At 50.4% G+C, this 13,177-nt stretch carries 11 protein-coding genes, 1 tRNA gene and 1 rRNA gene; 8 read left to right on the forward strand and 5 right to left on the reverse strand.

Annotated features, from left to right (window positions below):
* Positions 1-124: 124 nt before the first annotated feature.
* The 3 genes from ACO1NT_RS12145 to ACO1NT_RS12155 form a co-directional block, all read right to left on the reverse strand.
* On the reverse strand, positions 125-385 hold the full coding sequence (locus tag ACO1NT_RS12145) for a DUF6952 family protein (RefSeq protein WP_449048897.1): 261 nt from the start codon (positions 383-385) through the stop codon (positions 125-127).
* Positions 366-680 carry a thioredoxin family protein gene (locus tag ACO1NT_RS12150; RefSeq protein ID WP_449048898.1) on the reverse strand — a complete coding sequence of 105 codons (315 nt, stop codon included), beginning with the start codon at positions 678-680 and terminating at the stop codon, positions 366-368. Before ACO1NT_RS12150 ends, ACO1NT_RS12145 begins: the two co-directional genes overlap by 20 nt.
* Positions 681-786: 106 nt before the next feature.
* Positions 787-1,431, reverse strand: coding sequence for a redoxin domain-containing protein (locus ACO1NT_RS12155; protein WP_449048899.1), 645 nt, complete (start codon positions 1,429-1,431; stop codon positions 787-789).
* 176 nt (positions 1,432-1,607) lie between these two features.
* Between ACO1NT_RS12155 and ACO1NT_RS12160 the strand changes: the two genes are divergently transcribed.
* Positions 1,608-1,679 (forward strand) — tRNA-Arg (locus tag ACO1NT_RS12160).
* Positions 1,680-1,732: 53 nt separating this feature from the next.
* Here ACO1NT_RS12160 and ACO1NT_RS12165 read toward each other — a convergent pair.
* Together ACO1NT_RS12165 and polA are read right to left on the reverse strand one after the other, a co-directional pair.
* On the reverse strand, positions 1,733-2,872 hold the full coding sequence (locus tag ACO1NT_RS12165; protein ID WP_449048900.1) for a toxin-antitoxin system YwqK family antitoxin: 1,140 nt from the start codon (positions 2,870-2,872) through the stop codon (positions 1,733-1,735).
* A gap of 12 nt (positions 2,873-2,884) precedes the next feature.
* Positions 2,885-5,686, reverse strand: coding sequence for a DNA polymerase I (polA, locus tag ACO1NT_RS12170; RefSeq protein WP_449048901.1), 2,802 nt, complete (start codon positions 5,684-5,686; stop codon positions 2,885-2,887).
* A gap of 106 nt (positions 5,687-5,792) precedes the next feature.
* Here polA and rsgA point away from each other — a divergent pair, with 106 nt between their 5' ends.
* The 7 genes from rsgA to ACO1NT_RS12205 form a co-directional block, all read left to right on the forward strand.
* The gene (gene rsgA, locus ACO1NT_RS12175; protein WP_449048902.1) at positions 5,793-6,719 is read left to right on the forward strand and encodes a ribosome small subunit-dependent GTPase A; all 927 of its coding nucleotides are present in this window, start codon (positions 5,793-5,795) and stop codon (positions 6,717-6,719) included.
* Positions 6,720-6,746: 27 nt separating this feature from the next.
* Positions 6,747-7,565: a purine-nucleoside phosphorylase gene (locus tag ACO1NT_RS12180; protein WP_449048903.1), complete on the forward strand. Its 819-nt coding sequence runs from the start codon at positions 6,747-6,749 to the stop codon at positions 7,563-7,565.
* Positions 7,562-9,553: a putative porin gene (locus ACO1NT_RS12185; RefSeq protein ID WP_449048904.1), complete on the forward strand. Its 1,992-nt coding sequence runs from the start codon at positions 7,562-7,564 to the stop codon at positions 9,551-9,553. Before ACO1NT_RS12180 ends, ACO1NT_RS12185 begins: the two co-directional genes overlap by 4 nt.
* A 73-nt stretch (positions 9,554-9,626) precedes the next feature.
* Positions 9,627-10,973 carry a deoxyguanosinetriphosphate triphosphohydrolase gene (locus tag ACO1NT_RS12190; protein ID WP_449048908.1) on the forward strand — a complete coding sequence of 449 codons (1,347 nt, stop codon included), beginning with the start codon at positions 9,627-9,629 and terminating at the stop codon, positions 10,971-10,973.
* 46 nt (positions 10,974-11,019) lie between these two features.
* Positions 11,020-12,012 (forward strand): hypothetical protein, encoded by a 993-nt coding sequence (locus tag ACO1NT_RS12195; protein ID WP_449048905.1) that lies wholly within the window; start codon positions 11,020-11,022, stop codon positions 12,010-12,012.
* Between the two features lie 270 nt (positions 12,013-12,282).
* Positions 12,283-12,462 carry a hypothetical protein gene (locus ACO1NT_RS12200; RefSeq protein WP_449048906.1) on the forward strand — a complete coding sequence of 60 codons (180 nt, stop codon included), beginning with the start codon at positions 12,283-12,285 and terminating at the stop codon, positions 12,460-12,462.
* 116 nt (positions 12,463-12,578) lie between these two features.
* Positions 12,579-13,177, forward strand: a 16S ribosomal RNA gene (locus tag ACO1NT_RS12205); the annotation flags it as partial.

Genomic DNA, 13,177 nt, shown 5'->3' on the forward strand with positions numbered 1-13,177 from the left:
AAGAAGTTAACCTTTAACACCGGTAAAGATACGACAAAGAAAAGAACGGCTGCGGCGGCGGGGGGCACAAGTTTTCCACAGCCTCACGGTTTTCCACAGGATGTTGGTGGAAAACACGCGCCCATCAACCCTTGTCAATCGACCCCAAAACGCGTTTCATAAAGGTATTAAGCGCTTCTTTACGGTCAGTCCCCGATTTAACCAGTTTATCCACTTCGATGGCGCCGTACATATTGGAGATTAGTTCACCGATGACATCCAGTTCTTCATCTTTCAAGGAAGGAACTTCTGTTAACGACTCCAGTGTCTCAATGGCTTCGAGCACATAGTCTTGATCGTTCTGTTCGATAAACTCGGTTAGATGTTTAATGATGGGTAACTTCATTGAGCAGATCGATTAAAGGGTCGAATTTATTAGTTTGCACCTGGTTTACCAGTTTGCCGCCCTTGAATGCGGCGAAGGTTGGCAGGTTACTTACATTCGCCAGTTGCCGCGACTGGGGGAACCGTTCGGCATCGGCGATGACAAACGGGATCTGGTTGTTTTCTGAAGCCAATTTCTTGAACTTGGGCTTCATGATCTTGCAGTTGCCGCACCAGGTGGCCGAGTACTGCACCAAAACGACGTCATTGTCTTTTACGATGTCGCCGAGGTCATCTTTTTCTAATTCTTGTAACATGTTCTTTTAATTTTTTAAACGATAAACGGCTTAGGGGGTATTAAAAAGGCCAGTGAGCAATCCATTTAGGTCGCCCACAGGCCTTTATAAATCGGACGGCGGCTTATTAGTTCATTGCCGGCTGGGTGGACAGGTATGCCGCTACACCATCGCGGGTAGCATTCATGGCCTCTTTACCTTCTTCCCAGTTTGCGGGGCATACTTCGCCGAATTTCTGCACGTGGGCATACGCATCAATTAAACGGAGGTATTCCTTCACGTTGCGGCCCAAAGGCATATCGTTTACACTTTCGTGGAATACCTTTCCTTCCTCGTCGATGAGGTAGGTGGCCCGGAAGGTTACGTTTGAACCTTCAAAAACGGAACCGAATTCTTCGCTTTTCTTTTCCTCGCCTTCCAGGATGCCCAATATGCGGGAAAGGTTGCGGTTGGTGTCTGCGAGGATGGGATAAGTAACCCCTTCGATACCGCCGTTGTCTTTCGCGGTGCTTAACCAAGCGAAGTGTACCTCGTTGGTGTCGCACGAAGCACCAATAACCATGGTGTTGCGTTTTTCAAACTCAGGAAGTGCTTCCTGAAATGCATGTAATTCCGTAGGACATACGAAGGTGAAGTCTTTAGGGTACCAAAATAGCAGCACTTTCTTTTCTTTCTTCGCGGCCTCTTCAAAAATATTGATAAACAAATTATCGCCGAGGTAATCGATGGCGTCAACGGTGATGTTTGGGAACTTTTTGCCTGTGAAACTCATAGTAATATCCTTTATATTTTGTCGCTGCAAAGGTAAGGTTTATTACGATGGATAAATATCGTTTTTATCGATGCGCTATATAAACTATCTATCGGAATCCGGCGGTCTTGGGGGCCACATTTTTGTTGTCTTTTCCATTTATCTATACAAAGTCGTATGTTTGCCCCCTGAAAGTTGGCCTCGTAGTTCAACGGATAGAATAGAAGTTTCCTAAACTTTAGATACAGGTTCGATTCCTGTCGAGGCTACAATTTTGCACCGAATCCGCGAACGCTTCTTCGTGGATTTTTTCTTTTAGACACTACCGGCCTTTCTCGCGTTTGATGGTTACCTCATAGAATCTCACTTCACGCTCGTAGATATCAGGAAATGCCTCCATCGTCACCATAAGTGTATCTTCGATATACTCGCCGGCGGCGTATGACGGGAGCCAATACGACACGCTGGCCAGCGCTTCGTGCAGCAATTCGGCGAAATGTTTCGTATTGAACGATGATTTCATTTTGATGGCCCTGGGTTCGCCGGTCGACTTCACCGTTACCGTGAATTCGATTTTTATGGGTTCGGTTGGGATGGGACCAGCGCGGTCGACGACCTCACCTTTAAACCAATCGGCCAAATACTCCGCAAGAAATCCGGTAAACCCCGTGTGCTCATCGATGGTACATGTTTTCGTAATCATTGCATCGGCGCGGATGGAAAAATCTGCGGGGAGAAAGCCGTACCGAGGTGTGTCGAAAAACTCCTCATCGGTATACGTTTCATATCCACTTACAAAGCGCCCGTTGGTATAATATTCATAACCAGCGCTTCGCTCTTTGCCATCGCCAAAAATGTATTTGATGGCCCAGTTACCATGCGGGGAGCCGTCTACCACCCTCCCTTTCCGGGTATAGCGTATATATCCGAACTCGTTATAGCCATCGGCAGCGACCGAAAATTCGTACCGCCCATTGCCATCAATGACACGCTGTTCGCCGCGGCGGTCCCAAAAGTTGAGGATACGCATGCCTTCGCCGGTGTAGGTTACTTCAAGCAATGGTTTGCCATCAGGATAGTAGAAATTGAGGGGCCCATGGGGAACGCCCTGTATATAGGAAACCTGCCATTTCAGTTGGCCGTTTGGGTGATAAGACTTAAAATGCCCTTGTTTCCGCCCGTCGGCATAACTCCCTTCCAGGATGAGTCGGCCATCGTTGTCAAAATCGGCAAACGCGCCGGTGAATACTTGCCGTTGGAAGTCGTATGGGCCCACACGCTCGATGGCCTTGAACTCACAGTTCTTATCAACCAAATAATAATGGTCGTCATAAAAAAAACGCACGGTATCGCCGGGCCCGCGCTCGTAAAACACAGCGCCGCGCGCAGTTGTATCTGCGGGACTGCAAAGTGTCACGGAAGGCGCGACGAGGATGAGTGCGATGGTCAGCCAGCATTTCATTGCCTATTGCCCTTAATGCGCCTCAAGCCAGTTGCTGCCTTCGCCAAGTTCGACGACGATGGGTACAGACATGGCCAGTGCGTTTTTCATGTGCTTTTCAGCAAGCGCCTTAAATATCGTTAATTCCTCCTTTGGTACATCAAACACGAGCTCATCATGCACTTGCATGGTCATTTTTCCGCGTAACCCCTGTTTTTTGATCGCTTGGTGGATGTTGATCATGGCCACTTTTATCATATCGGCGGCGGACCCTTGGATGGGGGCATTGATGGCGTTGCGTTCGGCAAAGCCCCGTACGGTTTGATTGGCCGAGTTGATATCGCGTAGGTACCTGCGCCGCTTCAGCAGAGTTTCCACATAGCCGTGTTCCTTGGCAAAATTGATGGTATCGTTCATATACCGCTTGATACCGGGGTACTGGGCGAAATATTGCTCGATGATCTGAGCAGCTTCGGTGCGGGGAATCCCAAGGCTCTGTGAGAGACCAAAGGCAGATTGGCCGTATATGATGCCGAAGTTCACCGCTTTGGCGTTTCTGCGCTGGCCCGGGGTCACCTCGTCCAATGGCACACCGTATACCCTGGCCGCAGTTGCCCGGTGCACATCCAGCCCCTTTCCAAACGCTTCCAGCATTCCTTCATCGCCGCTCATATGTGCTACCAGCCGCAGTTCAATCTGGGAGTAGTCGGCCGATAGAATCACATGATCCCTATCGGTTGGAATGAACGCCTTGCGCACTTCGCGTCCACGCTCCGTGCGGATGGGGATATTCTGGAGGTTCGGGTTGGTGGAACTCAGCCGTCCCGTGGCCGCTACCGCTTGGTTGTAGGAGGTGTGCACCCGCCCCGTTACCGGATTAATCATAGCGGGCAAGGCGTCCACATAGGTGGATTTCAGTTTCTGCAGCTGCCTGAATTCAAGAATATCCTTCACGATATCGCTCTTTGGCGCCAATGCCAATAGGATATCCTCGCCGGTTTTGTATTGCCCCGTCTTCGTTTTCTTCGCCTTGGGGTCGAGCTCGAGTTTTTCGAAAAGCACCTCGCCTAATTGTTTCGGCGAGGCGATGTTGAAGCGGACCCCAGCCTTGTCGTAGATTGTTTTTTCCAGTAGCGCGGTGTCGGTCGCCAATGACTCAGACAATTGCCGGAGTACAGGCACATCGACCTTGACCCCGCAGCGCTCCATCTCGGCCAACACATGGACCAGCGGGAATTCTACTTCTTGGGCTAGTGTAACCACCTCGGCCTGTTCCAGCAAAGGTTCAAAGACGGTTTTCAGTTGAAGGGTGATGTCGGCGTCTTCCGCGGCATACTCGGTAATGGCGGCGAGATCTACATCCTGCATATTCCCCTGCTTTTTACCTCTGGGGCCAATCAGCTCCGTGATGGGAACGGGCGTATAGCCCAGGTAATTTTCAGCGAGCATATCCATGCCATGGCGGGTATCGGGGTCGATGAGGTAATGGGCAAGCATCGTATCAAATAGCGGCCCGTCGACCGCGATTCCGTAACGGGCCAGCAGGAGGATATCGTACTTGATGTTCTGCCCTACTTTTTCGATGGTTTTGTCTTCCAAAACAGGTTTGAAGCAGTCCAATACCCGGAAACGGCCCTCCTTGTCGGGCGGAGCCGGCACGTACCAGGCTTTGCCCGGTTCGACAGCGAAGGAGAGCCCAACGAGGTCGGCGGTATTTGCATCGGTACCCGTGGTTTCGGTATCAAAACAAAAGCTGGCCTGTTTGGACAATAGCGTTGCCAATTCTTGTTGGGCAGCTGGTGTGTCGGCTAAAATATAGGTATGCGGGGTATTATGGACATTTTTTCCTGCAACGGGCGGCAAATAAGCCTCGTTGGTATCGGCGGTGCTACCCGTGGCTTCCGCAGCATTGCCGAACAAATCCATTTGTGCGCCGGAAGCTGCTTGGGCAGCTGAAAGGCTGAAATCTTCGCCAAAAACGCGCTTGCCCAGGGTGCGGAATTCCAGTTCGGCAAAAAGAGGCTCCAATGCGCCTTTATCCGGTTGGCCTAATAAGAGGCCGTCTTCATCCAGCTCCACGGGCACATCCAACTGGATGGTGGCCAGTCTTTTCGAAATCAGTCCCTGTTCGGCAAATGTTTCCAGGTTTTCCCGTTGTTTTCCCTTGAGTTGGTCGGTATTGGCCAAAATGCCCTCCATCGAGCCGAACTGCTTGATCAAGCTCTTCGCCGTCTTTTCGCCGATACCTGGGATGCCCGGAATGTTATCTACCGAGTCGCCCCAAAGGCCGAGGATATCGATAACCTGTTTCACGTCGGAAACTTCCCACTTTTCCAAGATTTCCTTTACACCGAGCGTCTCCGCCCCGTTGCCCAGCCGTGCAGGCTTATAGATGAAAATATTCTCTGTCACCAATTGGCCGAAGTCCTTGTCGGGGGTCATGCAATATACGGTATACCCTTTAGCTTCCGCTTGTTTAGCCAATGTGCCGATAATGTCATCGGCCTCATAGCCATCCAGCGTAATGAGCGGGATATTGAATCCTTCGACCAATCTATAAACATAAGGGATGGCGGCGGCAAGGTCTTCGGGAATTGCCTGCCGGTTGGCCTTGTACAATTCGAATTCGACATGGCGGTTGGTCGGTGCCATGGTATCGAACACCACGGCGATATGCGAAGGTTGCTGCGTTCGGAGTAACTCTAGCAGCGTATTGGCAAATCCGAAGATTGCGGAAGTATTGAATCCGGTTGATGTAATCCTTGGGTTCTTGCTCAGTGCAAAATAGGCCCTGTAAATCAAGGCCATCCCATCTAAAAGAAACAACTTCTTCACGTATTGAGCATATTGGTATGGAGACAAAGATAGGGATATTGTGGCGTTTTTTTCCGACTTTTGCCAATATGGTAAGAAGCGCTGCGGTATATAATGGGATAGTTGGATGAGAGCCCTGGTCACCAAGTCGACCGGTAGCTGGTATGAGGTGCTTGCCGATGACGGCAAGAGATACGACTGCCGGATTAAGGGTAAATTCCGTACGAAGGACATCAAGACGACAAACCCCGTGGCGGTCGGCGATTGGGTGGATATCATGGTAGAGGCGGATACCGTTCCCCATACGGCTGTTATCGTACAGCTTTACGAACGAAGGAACTACATCATCCGCAAGTCGATAAACCTGTCCAAGCAGGCGCAGATTATCGCCGCCAATCTTGATCAGGCTTTCCTTGTCGTAACACTGGCTTCGCCGTATACATCGTTGGGCTTCATTGATCGTTTCCTTGTTACAGCGGAGGCCTACGACATACCCGCCGGTTTGATTTTTAATAAACTGGACCTGTTCTCGGAGGCCGGGTTGGAGGTTTTGGAGGACTATAGGGCAATTTATGAGACGTTGGGTTACCCGTGCTATGAAGTTTCGGCGCTGCGACGAACGAATTTGGAGGCAATCGATACCTTGCTCCACCAGCGGACCACGCTGATGGTGGGCCATTCGGGCGTAGGGAAGTCCACGCTTATCAACGCCATCCACCCGGCGGCGAAAATGAAGACCGGAGCAATATCCGATTGGTCTGACAAGGGGCGGCACACCACCACATTTGCCGAAATGATCCTGCTTCCCGAGGGGGGGCGGTTGATTGACACCCCGGGCATACGCGAGCTCGGCATCATCGATATCGAACCACAGGAGCTCGGTCATTTTTTCCCAGAGATGCGGGAGCGGATGAATGATTGCCGATTTAATGACTGTCGCCACATCAATGAGCCCGGCTGTGCCGTATTGGCTGCACTCGAAAGCGGGGCCATCGCGACGAGCCGCTACGATAGCTATTTAAGCATTTACCATGGCCATGACACACGCATGTAAACCGGCAAACACGTAATATCTATATGTATGTACCACCTGATCGAAGAGACAACAGCGTTCATTAAGCAGCGGATTGCCGATTTTGACCCCGAGTTCGGTATCATACTGGGCACCGGCCTGGGCGGTTTGGCCGAGGAAATCGGAATTGCGCATCAACTGATGTATGCCAATATACCCAATTTCCCGATATCCACGGTAGAGTTCCATACCGGCAAACTGATTTTCGGAATGCTCAACGGGCGCCGGGTTGTGGCCATGCAGGGCCGTCTCCATTATTACGAGGGTTACAGCATGCAGCAGATCACGTTCCCCGTACGTGTCATGAAATCACTGGGAATCCGAAAGCTTTTCGTATCCAATGCCTCGGGATCGCTCAACCGGACGATCAGAAAGGGGGACCTCGCTGTGATAGACGACCACATCAACCTTTTGCCTGACAACCCTTTGCGCGGTGCCAACGATACGCGTTTCGGCCCGCGTTTCCCGGACATGAGCCAACCCTACGATAACGACATGATTCGCGATGCACTGGAAATTGCTGGTAGGCAGGGGATAACAATACACCGCGCGGTGTATGTATCCACTCCCGGCCCGAACCTGGAAACCCGGGCTGAGTATCGATACATGCGACTGATTGGAGGCGATATCGTGGGCATGAGCACCGTACCGGAGGTCATTGTCGCCAATCATTTGGGCTTACCCGTGTTCGCCCTTTCGGTGGTCACCGACGAAGGTTTCCACGAAAATCTGCAACCCGTGTCGCTCGCCGAAATCGTGGAGGTTGCCACGACGGCCGAGCCAAAAATGACATTAATATTGAAAGAATTGGTAGCTTTGCAACGATGAATGTCCGGTTGCGCATTTTGCTGATTTCACTGTGTTGCTTTTCGTTCCTGCCTGCACTGCACGCGCAAGTGGAGGAAGATTTCAGTAGCGCACTGGACTCTGCGAGGGCAGCCGAAGATAATAAGGAGGATACGGTAATTTATACGGCAAGGTATATCCGCTATACCACCCTGGCCATGATGAAGCAGGGAACGTTTACTTACCAAATCGACACCCTGCATAAGAATTTCCAGTATTACAACCCACAAAACCGGCCGAAGAACCCGACCATCCATTTGGGCAGTTACGGATTGGCTACGCGCGATATGCTGTTTGAACCCAATAAGACCATTGGGTTCCAGACCGGATTTCACAGCTTGGAACGTTATATCTACCAGCCCGACTCGATAAAATATTACCGTGCACGGGCCCCGTTTTCGGAATTGTATAATGTAGGGTTTTTCTTTGATGATCAGATTATCCGCGCCAAGGTGACCCAAAACATCAATCCCAGACTAAACATCGGTGGCGAATTTCATGCAGCCCGAGCCGATGGTTATTACATCAACCAACGGTATAATGATTTAAAATCGGCCGTATTTGCCTGGTATGAGTCGGATAACCATCGGTACAACCTGCTCTCCAATGCGGTTTTCAATAAGTTGACGTCAACGGAGAACGGGTCTATACTTAACGATACACTGTTTCGTAACCCCGACCGTGGGCCAAGCGACGCCGAATCCACGCGCCTGCGCGGCACGCGTGATGAACGACCACGGCACACCTGGCGCGACAACAGTATCTTTCTCAGGCAAAGCCTGTTCATGGGACGTTTGGATACGATCAATGCCAACTTGCCTGAACAACAAATACTTCCAACCAACCGCGTGTCACATAGTGTCCAGTTTCGCTCCCGGAGCTTCCAGTTCTATAAAAATGAAGAGGATGTGAACAATGCCTTTCCATTTGGAGAGAGCATCCTATCGGCAGACACGACGCGGCTTACGACCATCACCAACGACTTTGGCTATAGCTTTTACCTTCGGGGGAAATCCCTGGCCTTCATTAAAAATGAAGTGAAACTGGACCTGGGCTATAGACACGATATGCATTGGTATAGTGACCGGGGCATGGATGCGTTTCTGCAAAACAGCACGCTCAGGGCCGGTGTAGGCTATCGGTTCAGCGACCGGATTACCATAACAGGCGACTTGAACCAGATCGTTCAGGGAGCCAATTTCGGGGATTACCTTTACGATGCAAGGGCTGATATCCTTCTGAGCAATACTGTCGGGCGCATCGTGCTGGGCGCCTATACACAGAACAAGTCGCCCGAAAAATTGTTCCAGCGCGTTAACTATACTTACCATCGATGGGACAATGCGTTTGGGAAGACCAAAACAACCAACTTCTCGTTTACCTACGAGAATGCGCGATTCGGGTTTTCGGGGAAGGCGGAGTACTTTTTAATCAACAATTACCTTTATTATAGGGAAGTGGATAACCCGGGCAATAACCCACGATTGTTCCGAACCATTGAGCCCGCCCAACTGGACAATAGTATCAATTTGTTAAAGGTCTCAGTGGGTCAAAACTTCAGGTTGGGCCGGTTTCATTTGGATAACTATGCTGTGTATCAGAAATCGGATTACAATGCGGTGCTGGCTGTGCCCGAGTTATATACGTGGCATAGTTTCTATTATAACGGGCTGCTTTATAAAATTGTGGATTTTAACCTTGGCTTTGACGTTCGTTTTAACACGCCGTTCCGGACGCCGTCATACGCCATCAATATCGGGCAGTTTTATAATGACAACGTAGGTATTGAGTTTTCTACGTATCCCATTGTTGATGTGTGGGCCACGGCGACGCTTAAACGTGCCAACCTGTTTATTAGCTATAACTTTGCTAACCAGCTTGCATGGCCTTCGGGCTATTATACCGTGCGTCGGTATCCGATGCAGAATGCGAATCTTCGGGTCGGTATCGCTTGGAAGTTTTACGATTAGCCATATGCACGCGGCTTCGGCCCTACTCCTATTGTATGGCTAATTTATATTACCTTTGGCCTCCATGGATGCAATGAATTGGAGGCAATTGCTCTCAGCTAAACGGTGGGGTTATGAGTCGCGGCCTATCGATGACCAGCACGACGCGCGCTCTGAGTTTCAGCGCGACTATGACCGGTTGATTTTTTCGTCTCCTTTCCGCCGGTTGCAAAATAAGACTCAGGTTTTCCCGTTGCCCGGCAGTGTATTTGTGCACAATAGGCTTACGCATAGCCTGGAGGTTGCCAGCGTTGGCCGGTCGCTGGGTCGTATTTTCTATAATGAAACGAGAAAGTCCGTTCCGGCAATAGACGCCGAAGTGCCCTACCTCCAGGAAGTGGGGAATATTGTTTCCGCCGCCTGTTTATCGCACGATCTTGGAAATCCGGCATTCGGGCATTCTGGTGAAGCGGCTATTTCAAGCTATTTTACCGATGGCGGCGGGCAAATCTTCAAAGACCGGGTTTCTCCGGAAGAGTGGGCAGACCTTACGCACTTCGAGGGGAATGCAAACGCGTTACGGATACTCACGCACGCATTTTCCGGTAAGGACGAACATGGGTTTGCACTGACATACAGTACGCTCGGCGCGATTGTCAAGTACCCCTGCGCATCCATTGATGGGCATGACAAGCTTGTCCACCACCGCAAGAAATATGGCTTTTTCCAATCGGAACAACCGGCTTTCCAGAAAATTGCCCGGGAACTTGGATTGCTCTCCGAGAACGGGCAACAAATAGGCTACAAACGCCACCCATTGGTCTATCTGGTAGAAGCTGCCGATGACATATGTTACAACATCATTGATTTGGAAGATGCCCATCGTCTTGGCATCCTGTCTTACGAAGAGGTCGCGCGGCTGTTGCTGCCGATTTGCGGAGACGACCAGCTGAACGCGCGATTGGAGGTGCTGGGCGATTCGGACAGCCGGATAAGCCTGTTGCGAGCCAAAGCAATAAACATATTGATTGTAGCGTGCGCAAACGCCTTTATACAGCATGAAGAAGCTATATTGCAAGGGGGGTTCGATAAGCCGCTGATGGACGCTTTAGCTAGCGATTTGGTGGATGGGATGCGTGCAATCGAGCGGGTTTCCATTGAAAAAATCTACAATGCGCAGTCGGTCGTTCAAATTGAAGTGGCCGGATACAAGGTTATGAATGGCTTGCTGGAAGAGTTTATTCCGGCCTATCTAAGCGAAAGAAAGACCAAGTACCATAGCAAGCTTCTGGCGTTGATGCCCAAACAGTTTCACACCAACCAAGAGACCACCTATGCCAGGGTGCGTTCGGTGCTCGACTTCGTTTCGGGGATGACCGACCTGTATGCGGTTGAGCTTTTCAGGAAGATTAAAGGCATTTCTTTCCCTTCGTTGGATTGAAAATGCTGCGGGCACACTACGTTATCCTATAAATGGTATGTTAGGCATGGACATTTTATATAATCCTTTTAAAGATTTCCGCTTCGACAACGACACCTGTTTTTTGAGTGGACAGCCGCTTATATCGACGGAAGATCGGATACAGGTATTTCCCGAGTGGCTGATGCGTAAATTCGGTATCGAAGAAAAGCCGTTCAAGCTGCTCGACGGCAGCCTGAGCACATATAAGCAACTGCGGCTCCCTTGTGCAGTTGATGTGGCGGCTCGTTTTTCTGAATTGGACAAGTGTATTGAAAATGCGTTCGAAAATGGGCATGATGCGGTAAAGGGGCTAGATCACACAACGTTGTTCCAATGGGTGGCCCGTATTGTTTATGGCGTTGTATTCAACGAGGTACAAGCCGGCATACGCCAACAAGCACTTAGTGGCGAGGCAATGAACTTTTCCCAGGTGCTTGTACATAAGTTCAAAAACCTTCATCTCATGCTGCAATCGTTGATTGAACCGATTCAGTTTGAGGGGATGCCTTTCACCATGGTGGTTGTCGAAGTAGATAACCCTGCTGATACTTTCAACTATCGCGATGAGATCAATACATTGGTGTATTCCCTTCGGATGAATGATTTCGGCCTGATCGTGTGCCTCCAAGATAATGGGGCAAACGGGGCCTACCATGAAGCATTCGTGAAGCCGTTAAAGGCGCAGCGGCTCCACCCTATCCAATTTGAAGAACTGTGCGCGCGCTTTTTCTACTCGGCTTACTTATTTAATCGGCTTCCAACCTATGCGGTTATGCCGACCGCCGAGCGGATATTTGTCGAACCGATGCCGCTGATGGATATGAGTATGAAGCCTATCTTCGATCAATGGCAGGTTAAAACATACGGCCAGGTCCTTGAGAACTTTTGGAAGCCTTGGGGGTATACCCTGTTTGAAATCATTAAGGACCCCGAAAACCCGATGTCCTTCCTTTTGGATCGGGAGGGTGCCCCGATCGATGCGTTGGATATCGCTTTGCCGAACGGGGGAAATGGGTAATCGTGATATACGGGATCTTGTTAGGGAAAAATAGTTTATCATAAAACCATTTGTTAATCAATGCATTGCACATGAACGCTTATTTTTTTATTTGTCATTGCTTGTATTAACAAAAAAGGTTTCTACCTTTGCATCCCGCTTCGGAGGAGGCGGTTGTTCCTTGAGTGTTTTGTTTCGTTTTTGCTGTCGGTGGGTTTGGTTTTCGTTGCGTTTTCGGGGCTGGCAAAAAAAGTGAAATAAATTTTGCGGGAATGGAAAAGGTTCTTACCTTTGCAGTCCCAAACGGAAACCGGGTTTGCCCGGGTCCCGCGGCGCGAGGCCGGGGGTTGTTCCGGAGGGGTTTTTGAAACACAGGCGGCACAGGGGTTCGTCCCCCGGTGGCGGACATCGGCCGAAGCGCGAGCGGAGGCGGGGAAGTTCTTGAAAGATATTGATATTCATGTAGCGTAACGAGTAGTCTGTTTCAGGCGAAAGTTAAAGACAGACCTAGGTCAATCAGGTAGATAGACATAATTAACAGAGATTGATTCCGAGATATCGGGTCAAGGACTCTTACACTTCATTTTACAATGGAGAGTTTGATCCTGGCTCAGGATGAACGCTAGCGGCAGGCCTAATACATGCAAGTCGAACGGGATTGGGGAGCTTGCTCCCCATGAGAGTGGCGCACGGGTGCGTAACGCGTGAGCAACCTGCCCGTCCCAGGGGGATAGCCCCTCGAAAGAGGGATTAACACCGCATGACGCCGGGGGATGGCATCATCTCGCGGCCAAATATTCATAGGGGACGGATGGGCTCGCGTGGCATTAGCTAGTTGGTAGGGTAACGGCTTACCAAGGCAACGATGCCTAGGGGCTCTGAGAGGAGAATCCCCCACACTGGTACTGAGACACGGACCAGACTCCTACGGGAGGCAGCAGTAAGGAATATTGGTCAATGGGCGCAAGCCTGAACCAGCCATGCCGCGTGCAGGAAGACGGCCCTACGGGTTGTAAACTGCTTTTGTCAGGGAACAAACCCCCGCTCGTGAGCGGGGCTGAGTGTACCTGAAGAATAAGGATCGGCTAACTCCGTGCCAGCAGCCGCGGTAATACGGAGGATCCAAGCGTTATCCGGATTTATTGGGTTTAAAGGGTGCGTAGGCGGCGTGCTAAGTCAGTGGTGA

The organism is Parapedobacter sp., assembly GCF_053550995.1.